The sequence below is a fragment of the Sinorhizobium fredii NGR234 genome, from assembly GCF_000018545.1.
GTDB lineage: Bacteria > Pseudomonadota > Alphaproteobacteria > Rhizobiales > Rhizobiaceae > Sinorhizobium > Sinorhizobium fredii_A.
This window is the reverse complement of the sequence record NC_012586.1, coordinates 2,004,084-2,021,576: the sequence shown is the minus strand read 5'-3', so window position 1 is coordinate 2,021,576 and position 17,493 is coordinate 2,004,084. Positions and strand designations below refer to the sequence as shown.

Sequence of the window (17,493 nt, the reverse complement as noted above, 5' to 3'; positions counted from 1 at the left end):
GAGTGGGAGACTGCAATGGTTGGAAGACATGAATGGCCCGAAACGGGGATCGAGGGTTTCGAACGCGGCTACGCAACGGTGGACGGCGTCAGGTTGCACTATGTCAGCGGTGGGCGAGCAGACGGCGAAGTCATTCTCCTGTTCGCCGGCTTCCCACAAAGTTGGTACGCCTGGCGCAAAATCTTGCCGATCCTCGGGGCCCGCTACAGGATCATCGCGCCTGATCTGCCTGGACAGGGCGATTCCGATCGTCCGATTTCCGGGTGTGATACGATGAACATTGCGAAGATCGCCCGCGGGCTTGTCCAGAAACTGGGTGTCGACCGACACTTCCTTGTCGCCCACGATATCGGCGCCTGGGTCGCGTATCCCTACGCAGCGCTTTACGGAAGCAGCGTTCGAGGGCTGGCGATTCTGGATACGGGAATCCCTGGAATAAGCCTTCCCGACGCGCTGCCTTGGTCTTCCGACGTGGCATGGCGGACATGGCATGTCGCGTTCCACAACGTTCCTGATCTGCCGGAGGCGCTTATCGAGGGCCGAGAGCGCACCTACCTCAACTGGTTCCTGCAACGCAAGGCAGCCAATCCGCAAGTGTTTTCCGATGCCGACTTCGAGGAATATCTCCGCGTATTCCTCTACAGCGGCCTCAAGGGCGGGCTTGCCTATTACCGTGCGGTATCGTTGTCGGCGCAGCAAAACCGGGAACTCAGCGCCAAAGGAAAGCTGGAAATGCCGGTCCTCGCGGTGCGAGCCGATCAGGGGTCGATGCGGGATCTCGTCGCACAATTGCAGAAGATAGCAACCAATGTTCGGGGTACGGCAATTGCGTCCTGCGGCCATTATTTGGCGGAAGAGCAGCCTGACGCGCTCGCGCGCGAGCTGCAGGGCTTCTTCAACTGAATGCTGGCGCGCGCGTAGAGGTACGGCGGTCCACCTTCCCAAGACGGGTGGATTCCACTGGCTGCGGTTGATCGCTTTTGTGGTCAGCCGCAGCCGAGGGACCAGAACCGGCGCAATCTCGCGCATGCGACGAGAGGCAGCTCTGAGAGCAAAACCATAAAACAAGGGGAGATCGAAATGTCGGTGCTACAATTTTCACGCGAAGAACTTGTCGACGTCTATCGAACCATGCGGACGATCCGCCGGTTCGAAGAGCGGGTGATGGAGGAAATGGCGACCGGCGACATCCCCGGCAACACCCATCTTTATGCCGGGCAGGAGGCCAGTGCCGTCGGCGTCTGTCTGCAGCTTCGCGACGACGACTACATTTCCTCGACGCATCGCGGCCATGGGCACAGCATCGCCAAAGGTGTCGACATCGACAGCATGATGGCCGAGCTGTTCGGCCGTGCCAGCGGCACCTGCGGCGGCAAGGGCGGATCGATGCACATTGCCGATTTGCGCAAGGGGATGCTTGGCGCCAACGGCATCGTCGCGGCCGGGGCGCCGATCACCTGCGGCGCGGCGTTGAGCGCCAAACTGCTCGGGACCGGGCAGGTGGCGGTCGCTTTTGCCGGCGACGGCGCCATGAACGAAGGGGTGATGTCGGAAAGCTTCAACCTCGCCAAGATCTGGATGCTGCCGATCATCTTCGTCATCGAGGACAACGGCTTCGGCGAGGCGACGGCGAATGCCTTCGTTTCGGCCGGCAGCTTTACCCGCCGCGCCGAAAGCTATGACATCCCGACCATCGAGGTCGACGGAACCGACGTCTTCAGCGTCTATGCGGCAGCCGGCGAGGCGGTGGAGCGGGCCCGGGCAGGCGGCGGCCCGACGATGCTGCATGTGCATGTGCCGCGCTACTACGGCCACTACAGCGGTGACCCCGACACCTACCGCACCCCCGAAGAGAAGGCGGCGATGCGCCGCGAGCGCGACTGCCTCAGCAATTTCCGCCAGCGCGTCAAGGAGGTGTCGCTGGTCGAGACGGCCGAGCTCGATGCCGTCGACGAGCAGGTCGAAGCGGCGATCGGCCGGGCCGTCAGTGCAGCCAGGGCGGCGCCGTTCCCGCCGACGTCGGCGCTCACCACCGATGTCTATGTGAAGTATTTGTAAGGAGCCGGACCCATGGCACAGAAGTCTTTTCGGCAAGCCCTGAACGAGGCGCTTCACTTCGAGATGGGGCGCGATCCGCGCGTCATCATGATGGGCGAGGATCTGACCGGCGGCGCCGGTGCCAACGGTGTGAAGGATGCCTGGGGTGGTCCCTTCGGCGTCACCCGTGGCCTGCTCGACGCCTTCGGGCCGGAGCGCATTCGCGACACGCCGATCAGCGAGGCGGCGTTTATCGGCGCGGCGGCGGGCGCGGCGCTGACCGGCCTGCGGCCGATCGCCGAAATCATGTTCGTCGATTTCGCCGGCGTCTGCCTCGACCAGATCATGAACCAGGCGGCGAAGTTCCGCTACATGTTCGGCGGCCGCGCCAAGACGCCGCTCGTCATCCGCGCCACCTATGGCGCCGGCAGCCGCTCCGGGTCGCAGCACACCCAGGCGCTCTATCCGATCTTCACCCACATTCCCGGTCTCAAGGTGGTCATTCCGTCGACCCCCTATGACGCCAAGGGGCTGCTGCTGCAGGCGATCCGCGACGACGACCCGGTGATCTTCCTCGAGCACAAGATGCTCTACGACACGGTCGGGGACGTGCCGGACGGCGCCTATACGATCCCCTTCGGCGAGGCGCGGGTGGCGCGCGACGGCAAGGACGTGCTGATCATCGCCATCGGCCGCATGGTCCAGGTCGCCGAAGAGGCGGCCCGCAAACTGGCGTCCGAAGGCATCTCCGCCGCAATCATCGATCCGCGCACCACCTCGCCGCTCGACGAGGACACGCTGCTCGACTTCACCGAGACGATCGGCCGCGTCGTCATCGTCGACGAAGCCAATCCGCGCTGCAGCGTCGCGACCGATATCTCGGCGCTGCTTGCCGACAAGTGCTTCGACGCGCTGAAGGCGCCGATCAAGCTGGTGACGGCGCCGCATGCGCCGGTTCCCTACGCCCCCAATCTCGAGGACGCCTACATCCCCTCGGCTGATGCCGTGGTGAAGGCCGCGACCTCCATCGTTAAGAGGTAGACCACCATGTCGTCAATCGAGGCAGTCACGGTTCCCAAATGGGGAATGACGATGACCGAGGGCAAGATCACCCAGTGGATGGTCGGCGAGGGCGGCCCTGTCACGCGGGGTCAGGAAATCCTCGAGATCGAAACCACCAAGGTCACCAATGTCGTCGAAGCCGCCGCGACCGGAACGCTGCGACGCATCGTCCTCAATGAGGGAACGACGGCGCCGGTCGGTGCGCTGGCCGGGGTGATCGCCGACGAAGCGGCCACACCGGAGGAGATCGATGCCTTCATCGCGAGCTATGCCGACCGGCTTGGTTCGGGCGACGAAGGCGAGGGCGGCGCCTCCGTGCCGCGGACGATCACGGTCGACGGCGGCACCGTCAACGTCCTCGAAGCCGGGCCGGAGAGCGACGAGACGGTGGTGCTCTTGCACGGCTTTGGCGGCGACCTGTCGACCTGGCTGTTCAACCAGACGGCGCTTGCCGACAAGATGCGGGTGGTGGCGGTCGATCTGCCCGGACACGGCGCCTCGTCGCCGATCGCCGGCGAGGATGTCTTTTTGAAGATCGTCGCTGCCGTTGAAGCGGCGGTCGACGCCGTTGCCCCCGGCAAGCTTCACCTCGTCGCGCATTCCTTCGGCGGTGCCGTCGCAGCGGCGATCGCCACCAACCGGCCGTCGCGCGTGGGTTCGCTGACGCTGATCGCGCCGATCGGGCTGAGCCGGCAGATGAGCCGGGATTTCCTTGTCGACTTCATTGCGGCGGAGCGCCGCCGTCAGCTGTCGAGCGTGCTGGAGCGGCTATTTGCCGATCCGTCGAAGATCACCAGCGACATGGTCGAAGGCACGCTTCGCTTCAAGCGCCTCGAGGGCGTGCCGGAGGCGCTGTCGGCCATCGCCGATACGATCGCCGACGACAGCGGCCAGGTGCAGTCGATCGGCGGCCAGCTCAAGGACCTGCCGTGCCCGGTGACGATCCTTTGGGGCGACCGGGACGAGATCGTGCCGCTCCCGCAGTCCACCGAGGTGCCCGCCAACGCGCGGCTGCGCATCATCCCGGACGTCGGCCACATGCCGCAGATGGAGGCATCGTCCGCCGTCAACGACGCCATCCTGGAGACATTCCAGCGCGGGTGAACATCGCGTCGGGAGAAGCGTTGTTATCTTGGAGAGCGCGGGACGTTCCTATCGATTTCCGAAGTCCAGCGAGTTCCGCCGGCCGATGCCGGCGGCCAAAATTTCATCTATCGCGCTCGACTATCGAATTTCCGCTACGGCTTCAATTTCCACCGCCATGCCGGATGGAAGTGCGTGGGTACCCGAAGCAATGCGGGCGTGCCTGCCTGGCTCGCCCAGAACATCGCACATCAGATCTGAGGCTGCGTTGAGGACCTTTGCTTGGTCCTCGAAGTCAGGCGTGCAACGCACCAGCCCCGCCAGTCGGATGAGACGAACGATGCGATCAAAGTCTCCGCTGCAGGCAGAGCGCAGTTGCCCCAGGATATTCAGTGCACAAAGGCGGGCGGCCGCCTGGCCATCCGCCACCGTCAAATCGCCGCCAACGACGCCCTTATAGACAAGCTGGCCACCTTTACGCGGGCCCTGGCCGGCGACGAACACAAGAAAGCCCGATTGGACAAAGGGAAGATAGTTGCCCTGCGGAGGATTTGTTTCCGGGAGCTCAAGACCAAGGCGGGCCAATCGCGCATTGATAATGCCCATACTTTGCCTCGTTTTCACTTCAACTGACGCCAGTCGCCGCTATCGCCTTTCCAACCGACGACCCGGCCGGCGAGGCGATCAAGCGTATTGCGCATTGTGGTTACGAGACCGGCCCATTCGATGGCGGAAATACCATCCACTGCCGGTTCCGGCCCCATGAACATCCCGTCGACACCACCGAACGAGACGCATTGTTCGATACACCGCCGCTCAAGCTCGCCGTCGTGGAAAACCGAAGGTTTATCGAGCAGTGCCGAAAGCGCAGCAATAAGGCCCGTTGCACCCCAGTTGGAGACGTTTGAGACTATCAGATGATCCGCTGCGGTAGCGGCCGCCACTCCACCACGTCCAGGGTGCCCGCTGTCTTTGGCCTTCGGGGAGAAGGATTTGAGCTCATCGGCGATAACACCCATCCCCAGCTCGTTCCCTCCGTCGCCGATCGCGACGAACGGAACGCCTTTGGACTGTGCGCGAAGGAAGAATTGATCAAGATCGGCGACGAGGCCGTCGAGGGGTCGCCCGCCAAGGCCGTGATACAGACCACGGTCATTTCTCCCTGGGCGCTCGATTGAGATGACAAGCGATGGGTTGGTCACATCGAGCAGGGAATCTGTAATAGCTCGACAACCCGCCTCGTCCTTAGGGACGCTGCGGATATAGACCGGTCGAATAAAGTCAATCGGCTTAACCACACCGTCCGTGGGGAACGCAAGCGGGGCGAGCCCGGCTCCGCGGCAGGTTCCAACCATCATCTCGACCCAGTCGTCATCCGTCAGGATAACGGTCTCGATACCCAATCCCAGGAACAAGGCGCGTGCCAGGAGAGCGGCCCCGACCGGTCCATCGGTTTCCGGTACACCTGCCCCTTCGGGGAAGCCAGTGGCAATGACGATGGGGCCACCGCGATCTCGTACCCGTTCGCAAATCAACTTGGCGGCCGTCATACAAGCCGGACCAGGCTGACGCCTCTGAAGGGCGTGATAAATTTTGCCTATCAGTCCGACGCCAGTGAGATCGAGCGTCATGAAATTCTCGATCGCCTGGGCGATATTCTTGCCTCTTGCACTTTCTAGATCAAGCATTTGTCAGTGTCCGGTATTCGAGGGGGTGGCGATGTAGGCAGCAAACTTCTCGGCATCGACGTTGCCGCCGCTGAGCAGGATTGCCACAGTTTTTCCGGTGATATCGGCCTTGCCGGCCAACAGGGCGGCCAGCGCTACGGCGCCGCCCGGCTCGATCACCAGCTTCAACTCTCGATAGGCGAAACGGATAGCCTCTCTAACTTCATCGTCTTCGACGGAAAGCCCGCCGGTGAGACGCTCTCGGCCGATCGGGAATGTCAGTTTTCCGGGAGTGGGAACCAGAAGCGCATCACAAATAGAGCTGCCATTCGCGGGAGCTGTTCGCGGCTCACCAGCGGCGAGAGAAAGCGCCATCCCGTGGAAACCAGCCGGCTCAACACTATAAATCGCAGTCCGTGGCATAAGAGTATGCACGCCACAGGCCGCACCCGAGACAAGCCCGCCTCCGGAACAGGGAAACAACGCGATGTCGAGTGACCCACCCATTTCGGCGACCTGCTCAGCGAGTTCCGCCCCGAGTGTTGCCTGGCCGGTGATGACATACGGATCGTCATATGGTGGTACGATGGCAGCCCCGCTCTCAGCCGCGATTTGTGCGCCGATCTCTTCGCGGTTTTCCTTTGTCTTGCCATATAGGCGAACGGCCGCACCGTTTTGCCTGACCCCCTCGATCTTTGTTTTGGGCGCATCATGGGGCATCAGGACTGTTGCTTTGATGCCAAGCTCTTTGGCAACAAACGAGATAGCCAACCCGTGATTGCCGGACGACCACGCAACAATGCCGCCCTCACGCTCTGCCGTGCCAAGCTGCAACGCTCTGTTTAGGGCGCCTCGAAGTTTGAAGGAACCCGAACGTTGCAGATTCTCAGGCTTGATGAAAACACGCGCTCCGACCAAGACGTTCAGCGCATCGCTTTCCAGAATAGGTGTCCGTACCGCATATTTGGCAATGCGCTCTCGCGCGGCATGGATTGAATCTGCCGTAGGTTCAAAATGGTCAGAAGGGGAATGAACTGCCACATCAAGCTCCAAGCGTGTTGTGCTTGAAGTGAAACTCGGCAGTGGCGTAATGTAAAATTATATTGCGTGATCCATTTTCATAAGGAAAGCGAATACTGCTCGATCGCGTCCTCACCGTTTTGAAGCACGTCGCTCGCAACGCGCTGCGCAATAGCCGCAAGTTCTTCCAACACCTCGCTGCCGAAGCCGAGCGGATAGAATGCATAAAAGCTCAACGGGGGGAGGGCGATTTCGCTTGGAACAGCCTTGAGAATGCTGTTGCCCGTCGTGACGCCAAGGGTTCCTTCCGCGACAAGTGCGATGCCTATTCCCTGAAGCGCGAGCCTTTCGATTGTCGAGATTGATGAGTTTGTAAAGATTCGGGGGGCTCGACCAGTTTTCTGAAACAGCAACTCGCGGAGGTGATCAAACGGGTATGTATTGCGTGGATAGGTTAGAATTGGGATGGAGGACGCGTTTTCGTATGTGAATTGTGCCCCCGGGAGAACGCCGGGAACGGCGTAGAACTGCAGACGATAGTCCCTTAGTTTTACGCAGGCGAAACCTTCGAGGACAGCGGGCCCCAGCATTAGAGCAATGTCGATTTCGCCGCTTTCCAAGGCGTTCAGCATGGATGGCGTGACATCGACAGTGATGTCGAAGTCTGTGCTCGGAAAGCGACGTGAGGAATGCTTGAGAAATCGTGAAAGCCAAGTCTGAACAATTGTCTCTGAAACGCCAAGGCGTATCGTGCCATGCATGCGTCGGTTGAGTTCAAGGTCGCGCTCCATTTCGGCGACCTGTCGCAAGACCAATTCCGCATGCCCAAAGAGAGTTCGTCCCACCGGTGTCAAGACGAGGGGCTTTGTCGCTCGATTGAACAGCGGCTCGCCGATTGCCTCCTCCATCGCCCCGATCCGCTGTGAGATCGCCGGTTGGGTGGTGTTAAGCTTCTCGGCTGCCCGAGAGAAGCTGCGCAAGCAAGCGGCCCAATAGAAAACTTCCAGGCTTCTTAAGGTGAACATTTTACCCGCCCCAGGCACCGGCCCCTTCAATTCGCTAGGAGCTTGCGATGTTATCGTTGACATGCCTTCCTGTCCATGATGTATACGTTATCATAGGCCGATGAGTGTAGAGCTTTAGGAAGGCGCCCGGGCCTCAGACAACCCGCCGGACGGAAGTTGGTATGGCGATCCGACTGGGTCCCATCGGGCGACACTCTTAACATTGGCGATGGGTGCGAAAATGAGCGTCGCAGTTGGCGTAATCGGAACCGGGGTTATGGGCTCCGAACATGTCCGCATTCTTCGCGAGGAGACTGTCGGAGCACATCTTGCGGCCGTCTGCGATGCGAGCGAAGACCGCGCGCGAGCGGCCGCAGGCGAAAATCGAGTGTTCACGGATGCGCTGGCACTCATAAACTCGGATCAGGTCGAAGCAGTCGTGATCGCCGCGCCAGATGCTGTGCACGGAAGCCTGGTACTGGCTTGCATCGAAACGGGCAAGCCGGTGCTCTGCGAAAAACCTCTTGCCGTCACTACGGCTGAAGCCTTCGAGGTCGTTGAAGCCGAGGTCGCCAAGGGGCAAAGACTTGTTCAGGTCGGTTACATGCGCCGCTTCGATCCGCCCTATATCGAGATGAAGCGTGTGCGCGAGGTTGGAGGGGTTGGGAGACCCGTCATCCTGCACAATGTCCACCGCAATCCAGTCGCTCCTGAGTGGTTCAGCGGGCATATGTCAGTGACGAACGCATTTGTGCACGAAATCGACGTGAGCCGATGGTTACTCGGCTCCGAGATGGTATCGGCGAGGGTTCATGCGGCGCCGGGTGCTGACCCGCTCATGATCACGATGGAAACCGACCAAGGAGAGATCGTTTCAACCGAGGTCTTCATGAACTGCGGCTACGGTTACCATGTACATGCGCAACTCGTAGGCATCAACGGAACCATCGAGACCGCCTCGCCGGGCATCACCCTCAGGAATGTTTCAGGACAGCACAACTCGTCCTACCCAGACAACTGGGTGCCGCGCTTTCGCGAGGCTTATGTCAGGCAGATGAACGCTTGGGTGAAGGCTGTGAAAACCGGCGTGCCCACCGACGGTGCCAGCGCATGGGACGGCTATCTTACGACAGCCATCGCGGAGCAGATTGTCGCCACGATGGCCTTTGACGCCAAGACGCACTTTTCCGTCGGCTCGCGTCCAGCGATCTACGACTGATGACAATGGCGCCAGCGTTGGTCCGCTTGCTCGAGTTGTCGTGCAGCGAACGTGCTGGCGATCGAAATTCAGGCGGTACGTCATCATTGACGCCGGCAATTCTACTTGATCAAATAATTTCATGATGGAGAGGCCCCGTTTGTGGAGGCTTCGCAATTGGCCGCGGGCCGAGATCGATCGAATTGAGCTGTGTATGAGTAAGCCGCCGACCATCCGCGACGTAGCACGCCTTTCCGGCGTATCAACCGCCACCGTGTCGCGCTATTTCACCGGAAAGACGGATGCGATTTCGCCCGAAACGATCGAGAATGTGCGCAACGCCGCGAAGGTTCTCGGTTACACGCCGTCAGAGATCGGCCGCTCTCTTCGCTTGGCGCGCAGTCGGGTTGTCGTAATGTTGGTACCCGATGCGACCAATCCATTTACCGCCGACGTTGCGGCGTCGGTCGAACAGGCGCTCAAAGAGTATGGCCTATCGATGGTGTTGGCGAATGCTTCTGAAAACGCCGAACAGCAGGATCGGCTGCTGGCCGACGCTCAGGGCCTGCGGGCTCGGGCAATCGTCCTCCAGGGCGCGATCGATACGCCGCGGCTGCGTGACATGGCATCGCGTCAGGACAACCTAATCTTTGTCAACCGCCGGCCGGCTCCAGGGATTGTCGCTCCCTACGTAGGCATTGATAACTTCGCGGCAGGCTTCGCGGTCGGCAAGTACTTCGTAGATCGCGGTTACGAGAACTACGTTGCAATCCACGGCCCGAGACATTACTCGGGCAGCACCGAGCGGCTCGACGGCTTTCTCGCAGGCCTCGGAGAGATGCGTCCCGTGCTTCAATTTGAGAGCCCGTACACAATGGAGGCGGGCTACCGGCAGGGCCAGTTGCTCCTCGCTGACCGCAGCCGCCGGTACGCAGTCTTTTGTGGCAACGACATGATCGCCTACGGCGTATACCGGGCGGCGCTGGAGAAAGACATCCGCGTGCCCGAGGATCTGGTCATTTTTGGCTTCGACGATAACCGGTTGAACGAGTGGCTCGCTCCCTGGCTCTCGACAGTGAAGGTTCCAGCATTCGAATTCGGGCCCGCCATTGCAAAGCTGATCAATGCGCCGATCGCCACGAATGACCAAGACAGGAACGTTATTCTCCCGTTTACGATGATGACTCGGACGTCTGCCTAGACAGTTCGGAAACTCGGTATCTAAGCTCGTCCTTTTTGCAAGCGACACCGAATCCGCAATAAGCCAGCGACACAACAGGTGCCTGCTGCCGCTCGCGCTTGATAAAAGTCTTGGGCCCAGAGTCAAAGAGAAACTGCAATGTAAACGTTGACATGCTCCCACAGCATCATGTAAACGATAACATGCAAGTCGCCTGAAGTGCCGTGCACATCCTTAGATCTGGGCAATTGAAATGGCTAAGCCGCCGACCATCCGCGATGTAGCGCGCCTTTCCGGAGTTTCGACGGCCACGGTGTCGCGTTTCTTCACGGGGAAGACGAATGCAATTTCTCCTGAAACGATCGAGAGCGTCCGCAGCGCCGCGGAGAAGCTCGGTTATACTCCGTCGGAGATTGGGCGCTCGCTGCGCTTGGCAAGCAGCCGCGTCGTGGTGATGCTGGTGCCCGATGCCACCAACCTTTTTACCGCCGACGTTGCAGCGTCGGTCGAGAATGCACTCAAAGGCATTGGCCTTTCCTTGGTGCTTGCGAATACGGCCGAAAACGCTGAAAAGCAGGACGGCCTGCTCGCCGATGCGCAGGGCCTGCGGGCGCGAGCTATTGTTCTGCAGGGCGCAATGGATACGCCGCGCTTGCGTGAGATGGCCGAACGGCAAAGCAACCTGATATTTGTTAACCGCCGACCCGCGCCCGGCATTATCGCTCCCTATGTTGGGATTGATAATTTCGCCGCCGGCTTCGCGGTAGGGCGCTATTTCATCGAGAAAGGCTACGAGAACTGCGTCGCAATCCACGGGCCGCGACACTATCCGGGAAGCAGTCGACGCCTTGAGGGTTTTCTCGCCGGTGTCGGCGAGATGCGCCAGGTCCAACAGTTCGAGTGCGCTTTCACGATGGAGGCCGGCTACCGACAGGGTTCGCTTCTTCTGGCTGACCGCAGCCGTCGGTACGCAGTCTTCTGCGCCAATGACATGATCGCCTACGGTGTTTACCGGGCCGCCATGGAGAAGAACATGCGGATTCCTGATGACGTGATGATCTTTGGATTCGACGACAATCGCGTGAACGACTGGCTCGCTCCCTGGCTGACGACCGTCAAGGTTCCGGCATTCGACTTCGGCCCTGCCATTGCGGAGCTGATCAACGAGCCACCCGCCACGAAGGAGCACAGCCGGACCGTCATCCTGCCATTTTCACTGACGATCCGGCAGTCTGCTTAGAACAACAACATGGCCCAAGGGGTGGTCCGGATCAAACAGGACGCTGGCCGAGACCAAATGCAGAGGGGGAAAGAAGAAAATGAATCCAAATGAAAACATCATTAGCCTGCCGATCGGTCTTCGGCGGGTACCGAAGTTGCGGCGCGTCACTTCCATCAAGTCCAACGCCGAAGAGCGGAGCGTGAAAGGCTAACAGCATGCTGTCACCATCTACCATCAAGGTCGTTCGCGAAACCGGTGCGCTGCCGAATTCCGAGTATCTCTTGGAGGTCGACAACGTCCGCAAGGAATTCGCCGGCGTCGTTGCGCTCGACAATGTTTCTTTCCGCGTCCGCCGCGGCAGTGTGCATGCGCTCATGGGCGAGAATGGCGCGGGCAAGTCGACATTGATGAAGATCATTGCCGGCATCTACACGCCGGATGCCGGGGAGTTTAAGTGGCGCGGCCAGTCGATCAGGCTGAACAGCCCGCTCGACGCGCTCGACAACGGCATTGCGATGATCCACCAGGAGCTCAACCTGATGGCGCCGATGACGGTCTCGGAGAATGTATGGATTCGCCGCGAGCCGAAGAACCGGTTTGGCTTTATCGACCACGACGAGTTGCGCCGCCGCACGCTGGAGCTCTTCGACCGGCTCGGGATCGATATCGACCCGGACGAGCAAGTCGGAAAGCTCTCCGTCGCCAGCCGACAAATGGTCGAGATCGCAAAAGCGGTTTCATATGAATCAGACGTCCTGATCATGGACGAGCCGACCTCGACTCTGACCGAGCGTGAGGTGGAGCACCTTTTCCGGATCATCCGAACACTTAGGGAAGCGGGTAAGGGGATCATCTATATAACGCACAAGATGAACGAGCTTTTCGAAATCGCCGATGAGGTCTCGATCTTTCGTGACGGCAAGCACATCGCGACTAAAGCCGCCAACGAGGTCACTCGCGACGAGGTGATCCGGATGATGGTGGGGCGCGAGCTCTCGCAGATGTTCCCGAAGACACCTGCCCCGATCGGTGATGTCGTGCTGAAAGTCCGCAATCTCGGGCTCGCCGGGGTGTTCGACGACATCTCCTTCGACTTGCGGGCCGGCGAGATCCTGGGCATCGCCGGCTTGGTTGGTTCGGGTCGCTCCAATATTGCCGAGACGATCTTTGGCGTCATTCCGGCTACCTCGGGCAGCATCGAAATTGCTGGTGAGAAGGTGGTTGTGGATTCGCCTGCTGTCGCCATGCAACATGGCATGGCGTTCCTCACCGAGGAACGCAAGGAGTCCGGCTGTTTTCTGCTTCTCAACATCCAAGAGAACATGCAGATGGCGGCGCTGCGTAGCGGCTATGTCCGGCGCGGCTTCGTCGACCAAAAACGGCTGTCCCGCGACTGTGATGCCATGACAAGCGCGCTGAGGGTCAAAACCCCAAACATGGAGGAGTTGATCCTGAACCTCTCCGGCGGCAACCAGCAGAAAGTGCTCATCGCCCGCTGGCTGCTGACGAAGCCGCGTATCCTCATTCTCGACGAGCCTACCCGCGGCATCGATGTCGGGGCCAAGGCGGAGATCCATCGCATGATCTCAAATCTTGCCGGCGAAGGTCTAGCGGTGATCATGATCTCTTCGGAGATGCCGGAAATCCTTGGGATGAGCGACCGCGTCATGACTATACGTCAGGGCCGCTTGTCCGGCATTCTGGATCGCGTCGAAGCCGATCAGGTCAAGATCATGGAGCTTGCAGCGCAGTGATGGCGACGTAGACAGCGCGGTTGAGACAGCGAAGTCTGCGCCGAAACTGTGATGCGCAGAGACTGTTACCTGCACTCCCGCAACAAGGGTCTGCCCTGTCAAACGTCCCCGAACCCTTAGGCGCAGTTTGTGAGCTCTGACGTCAATACATCGCATTAATACTCGAACAGGCTGTGACATGGTAAGCATCGACCTCAATAGCGACCTCGGAGAAAGCTTCGGCCCTTGGCCGATGGGTGACGATGTCTCAATGCTTGGCATCGTCACCAGCGCCAACATCGCCTGCGGTTTCCATGCCGGCGATCCGGCAGGCATCCTTGCCGTTCTGAGGGAAGCCGCGCGACGCCGCGTCTCAGTCGGCGCACATATCGGCTATCGCGATCTGGTCGGCTTCGGGCGACGCAACATGGACCCTTCCAGCGCAGAACTCATCGGCGACACGATCTACCAGATCGGCGCGCTGCAGGGGCTGGCTAGGGCCGCCGGCACTACGGTCAGTTACGTCAAGCCACACGGAGCCCTCTACAACACCATTGCCAGTGACGCACTTCAGGCAGCGGACGTGATCGCCGGCATCAAGGCGCTGGACCCTTCGCTGATCCTGATGGCGCTTGCCGGCGCTCCTGTCGTGGAACAGGCGCGCGCAGCCGGTTTGACGGTCGTGTGCGAAGCCTTTGCCGACCGTGCCTATAACGCTGACGGCAGCCTCGTCAGCCGTCGTTTGCCCGGCGCGGTCATTCATGATCCGGCAGCTATCGCCGAACGGATGCTGCGGATGGTCGAGGAGCGTCGGATCACCGCGGTCGACGGCACAGATATTGCGATCGAGGCAGACTCGATCTGCATTCACGGCGACACGCCCGCTGCCGTTGCCATCGCCCGTACAGTGCGCGACAGGCTACTCGCAGGCGGCGTCGAGCTTAAGTCCTTTTCCGAAACGATCCGAGGTGCGGGCGATGCCTGAGCGCCTACGTTTCCTGCCGGCCGGCAGTGATAGCTTCCTCGTCGAACTCGACGATCTGGAAACGACTCTCACGCTACTCGACGGTTTGCTTGCCGCGCGGCCGGAAGGGGTGAGGGAGCTTGTTCCCGCGGCCCGAACCGTGATGATCCGCTTCGATCCGCTCGTTACCAATCGCGCTGCGCTAGCGGCGTTTGTCTCGCGGATGGACCTGTCTCAGCGCAGCGCGCGACAGGGCGAGACGTTCGACATTCCCGTGACCTATGACGGTGAGGACCTCGGCGATGTTGCCGAATTCCTCGGCTGGTCTGTGGCGGAGCTCATCCGTCGCCATACCGAGGCGACCTATACCGTGGCATTCACCGGCTTCGCGCCTGGCTTTGCCTACATGACCTGTGATGATCCGGCGTTCGACGTGCCGCGCCGCAAGAGTCCGCGTGTGCGCATTCCCGCCGGTTCCGTCGCCATCGCTGGCAAATTCGGCGGCATCTATCCCACCGACAGCCCTGGCGGCTGGCAGCTCCTCGGCACAACACCGCTTCGTATGTGGGATACGGCCCGTGCCCGGGCAGCGCTACTTGCCCCCGGCGATCGCGTGCGGTTCCGCAATATTGCCAAGGGAGCCACCGTCCCGGCCCCAATGCACATGCCGCCGGCGGACACCGCGCCGCCAGCGGAGGGTCTTTGCGTCATCCGCGCAGACCGGCCGGCGCTCTATCAGGACCTCGGTCGTCCGGGACGGGCAGATCAGGGCGTTTCGGAATCCGGCGCGCTCGATCGCGCCTCACTCCGCGAGGCCAATCTCTGCGTCGGCAATTCGCGCGAGGTGCCCGCAGTCGAGATCACATTCGGCGGCTTCGCGGTACGGGCCGACCGCCCCGTCACGCTCGCCGTGACGGGGGCGCCATGCCCGCTGGTGATCCGCACTGCTGATGGATGTGATGTGCCGGCCCCCTTTGCCCGTCCCTTCGCGCTTGACGCGGGGGATGAGCTGACGCTCGGCGCGCCGAGTGAAGGAATGCGCAGCTATCTGGCACTACGTGGCGGCTTCATCGTCAATCGGGTCCTCGACTCAGCCTCGACCGATACGCTGGCGAAGATAGGCCCCCCGCCGATTGCGGCGGGCGACGTACTCGTTCCGGCCGGCGAGCCGGCCAGCGCCGTCGATCCGGATCGTCCCGCACCGGAGCGCCTGCCGCGTGCGGAGGAGGCAGTTACGCTCGACGTAGTGCTTGGCCCGCGCACCGACTGGTTCACGGACAAGGGTGTGGAGATGCTTCTCTCACAGGACTGGCAGGTCACGGCCGAATCGAGCCGCGTGGGAATGCGCCTCTCCGGTTCCGCGCCGCTGGAGCGGCGGGACGCAGCGGAGCTTCCCTCCGAAGGCACGGCGCTCGGCTCTATTCAGGTGCCGCACAGCGGTCAGCCGGTGCTTTTCCTCGCCGACCATCCACTGACTGGTGGCTATCCCGTTATTGGCGTTGTGGCCGCTTATCACCTGGACCTGGCCGGCCAGATCCCGATTGGGGCGCTCATCCGTTTCAATTCGATCGCCGCGTTTGACCCGCATGTTAAGGAAATTGACCGATGAAAAAGCTGCTCATCGCCAATCGCGGCGAAATCGCCATCCGCATCGTCCGCGCTGCGCGCGATTACGGCGTGACCTCGGTCGCAATCTACTCGGATGCTGATGCGAATTCGCTGCATGCCGAGCTTGCCGACGAGGCATACGGCCTCGGTCCCGGCCGACCGGCCGAGACCTATCTCAATATCGAAAAGATTCTCGATATCGCCCGCCGCGCCGGCGCCGATGCTGTCCATCCCGGCTATGGCTTCCTGTCGGAACGCGCCGAATTCGCGAAGGCCGTGATCGACGCAGGCCTTACCTGGGTCGGGCCGGCTCCCGAGGTGATAACCGCGCTCGGCGACAAGGTCGAGGCCCGGCGCATCGCCGCCAAGGTCGGCGCGCCGCTGGTCAAAGGTTCGGACGGTCCACTCGCTTCGGCCGCCGAGGCGGTTACCTTCGCCACGCAGGCCGGCCTGCCGCTCGCCATCAAGGCCGCCTTTGGCGGCGGCGGACGCGGCATGAAGGTCGCGCGGCGGCTGGAAGAGGTCGGTGAACTGTTTGATTCAGCCGTGCGTGAGGCGAAGGAAGCGTTTGGCCGCGGTGAATGCTATGCCGAGCAGTTCCTCGACCGACCCCGCCACATCGAGGCGCAGGTCATCGCCGACAGTCACGGCAACACCGTTGTTCTGGGTACGCGCGACTGCTCGCTGCAGCGCCGCAACCAGAAGCTCGTGGAAGAGGCTCCGGCCCCGTTCATCACCGACGAACAGCGAGGGCGCATCCACGATGCCGCCCACGCCATCTGCGCGGAGGCCGGCTATACCGGAGCAGGAACCGTGGAATTCCTGCTATCGCAGAACGGCGTGATTTCCTTCCTCGAGGTGAACACGCGTCTCCAGGTCGAGCATCCGGTGACCGAGGAGACGACCGGCGTCGACATCGTCATCGAGCAATTGCGCATTGCCGACGGTCTGCCGCTCTCGGTCACGCAGACGCCCGAGCCACGCGGCCACGCCTTCGAATTCCGCATCAATGCAGAAGACCCTGGGCGAGGCTTCCTCCCGACCCCGGGCCTCATCACCCGCTTCCGCGCTCCCGCAGGGCCAGGTGTGCGCATCGATGCCGGCGTGGAGACGGGTTCGGAAATCCCCGGCCTCTACGATTCGATGATGGCGAAGCTGATCGTCACGGGGGCCACCCGCGAGGAAGCGCTGATCCGTGCCCGCAGGGCACTCGCCGAGTTCTCTATCGAAGGGGTTGCCTCCGTGCTGCCCTTCCACCGTGCGGTATTGGAAGAGCGCGACTTTACCGGCGAGGACGGCTTCCGCGTCTTCACCAACTGGATCGAGACGCAGTTCCGCGGCGTTGAGCCTTCTTGCCGCGTCGATCCAGTTGAAAGCGGCCTTCTGAGGAGCTTCATAGAGATCGACGGCAAGCGCCATGCACTGGGCCTGCCCGCGGCGCTTTTCTCGGGACTCGGCACGCCGCAGCTCGTAAGGCCAGTGGTACACCCGGCCAGCGATGGCTCGGTCACCGCGCCGATCCCCGGGACGTTGCAGCAATGGCTGGTCGAGAACGGCTCGGAAGTCGCAGAAGGTGACGTTGTTGCCCTTATCGAAGCGATGAAGATGGAAACGCGTATCCTTGCACCGCGGGCGGGCCGCATCAGCATCAAGGTCGAAGCGAGTGTGGTCGTCGGTCTTGGCGCGGAGCTGGCGACGATCGACTGAGGCCAGCC

Annotated in this window: 15 protein-coding genes; 11 read left to right on the top strand and 4 right to left on the bottom strand. The window is 61.4% G+C overall.

Annotation, left to right across the window (positions count from 1 at the left end; genetic code table 11):
- The first annotated feature begins 15 nt into the window (after nt 1-15).
- The 4 genes from NGR_RS09475 to NGR_RS09460 all read left to right on the top strand — a co-directional run bounded on the left by NGR_RS09475 (nt 16) and on the right by NGR_RS09460 (nt 4,203).
- Nucleotides 16-903 (top strand): alpha/beta fold hydrolase, encoded by an 888-nt coding sequence (locus tag NGR_RS09475; protein ID WP_015888042.1) that lies wholly within the window; start codon nt 16-18, stop codon nt 901-903.
- 177 nt (nt 904-1,080) lie between these two features.
- Nucleotides 1,081-2,058, top strand: a complete 978-nt coding sequence (locus NGR_RS09470; protein ID WP_015888041.1) for a thiamine pyrophosphate-dependent dehydrogenase E1 component subunit alpha — start codon at nt 1,081-1,083, stop codon at nt 2,056-2,058.
- Nucleotides 2,059-2,070: 12 nt separating this feature from the next.
- On the top strand, nt 2,071-3,078 hold the full coding sequence (locus NGR_RS09465) for an alpha-ketoacid dehydrogenase subunit beta (RefSeq protein ID WP_015888040.1): 1,008 nt from the start codon (nt 2,071-2,073) through the stop codon (nt 3,076-3,078).
- A 6-nt stretch (nt 3,079-3,084) separates the two neighbouring features.
- Entirely contained in the window at nt 3,085-4,203 is a 1,119-nt protein-coding gene (locus tag NGR_RS09460; RefSeq protein WP_015888039.1) for an acetoin dehydrogenase dihydrolipoyllysine-residue acetyltransferase subunit, read from the top strand.
- A 120-nt stretch (nt 4,204-4,323) separates the two neighbouring features.
- On the opposite strand, the gene NGR_RS09455 is transcribed toward NGR_RS09460, so the two are convergent.
- From NGR_RS09455 to NGR_RS09440, 4 genes are all read right to left on the bottom strand, one after another.
- Nucleotides 4,324-4,788, bottom strand: coding sequence for a RidA family protein (locus NGR_RS09455; protein WP_015888038.1), 465 nt, complete (start codon nt 4,786-4,788; stop codon nt 4,324-4,326).
- A 14-nt stretch (nt 4,789-4,802) separates the two neighbouring features.
- Complete coding sequence (locus tag NGR_RS09450) at nt 4,803-5,870, bottom strand: glutamate cyclase domain-containing protein (RefSeq protein WP_015888037.1); 1,068 nt, start codon at nt 5,868-5,870, stop codon at nt 4,803-4,805.
- 3 nt (nt 5,871-5,873) lie between these two features.
- On the bottom strand, nt 5,874-6,890 hold the full coding sequence (locus tag NGR_RS09445) for a threonine ammonia-lyase (RefSeq protein WP_015888036.1): 1,017 nt from the start codon (nt 6,888-6,890) through the stop codon (nt 5,874-5,876).
- A gap of 77 nt (nt 6,891-6,967) precedes the next feature.
- Nucleotides 6,968-7,957, bottom strand: coding sequence for a LysR family transcriptional regulator (locus tag NGR_RS09440; protein WP_240545078.1), 990 nt, complete (start codon nt 7,955-7,957; stop codon nt 6,968-6,970).
- Nucleotides 7,958-8,114: 157 nt separating this feature from the next.
- On the opposite strand from NGR_RS09440, the gene NGR_RS09435 reads away from it, so the two are divergent.
- The 7 genes from NGR_RS09435 to NGR_RS09405 all read left to right on the top strand — a co-directional run bounded on the left by NGR_RS09435 (nt 8,115) and on the right by NGR_RS09405 (nt 17,485).
- Nucleotides 8,115-9,092: a Gfo/Idh/MocA family protein gene (locus NGR_RS09435; protein ID WP_015888034.1), complete on the top strand. Its 978-nt coding sequence runs from the start codon at nt 8,115-8,117 to the stop codon at nt 9,090-9,092.
- A 193-nt stretch (nt 9,093-9,285) separates the two neighbouring features.
- Nucleotides 9,286-10,272 carry a LacI family DNA-binding transcriptional regulator gene (locus tag NGR_RS09430; protein ID WP_164923980.1) on the top strand — a complete coding sequence of 329 codons (987 nt, stop codon included), beginning with the start codon at nt 9,286-9,288 and terminating at the stop codon, nt 10,270-10,272.
- 232 nt (nt 10,273-10,504) lie between these two features.
- On the top strand, nt 10,505-11,491 hold the full coding sequence (locus tag NGR_RS09425) for a LacI family DNA-binding transcriptional regulator (protein ID WP_015888032.1): 987 nt from the start codon (nt 10,505-10,507) through the stop codon (nt 11,489-11,491).
- Nucleotides 11,492-11,688: 197 nt separating this feature from the next.
- Entirely contained in the window at nt 11,689-13,227 is a 1,539-nt protein-coding gene (locus NGR_RS09420; RefSeq protein ID WP_015888031.1) for a sugar ABC transporter ATP-binding protein, read from the top strand.
- A 178-nt stretch (nt 13,228-13,405) separates the two neighbouring features.
- Nucleotides 13,406-14,191, top strand: coding sequence for a LamB/YcsF family protein (locus NGR_RS09415; RefSeq protein WP_015888030.1), 786 nt, complete (start codon nt 13,406-13,408; stop codon nt 14,189-14,191).
- Nucleotides 14,184-15,779 carry an urea amidolyase family protein gene (locus tag NGR_RS09410; RefSeq protein ID WP_015888029.1) on the top strand — a complete coding sequence of 532 codons (1,596 nt, stop codon included), beginning with the start codon at nt 14,184-14,186 and terminating at the stop codon, nt 15,777-15,779. The genes NGR_RS09415 and NGR_RS09410 overlap by 8 nt, the downstream gene beginning before the upstream one ends.
- On the top strand, nt 15,776-17,485 hold the full coding sequence (locus tag NGR_RS09405; protein ID WP_015888028.1) for an acetyl/propionyl/methylcrotonyl-CoA carboxylase subunit alpha: 1,710 nt from the start codon (nt 15,776-15,778) through the stop codon (nt 17,483-17,485). The genes NGR_RS09410 and NGR_RS09405 overlap by 4 nt, the downstream gene beginning before the upstream one ends.
- Nucleotides 17,486-17,493: the final 8 nt, after the last annotated feature.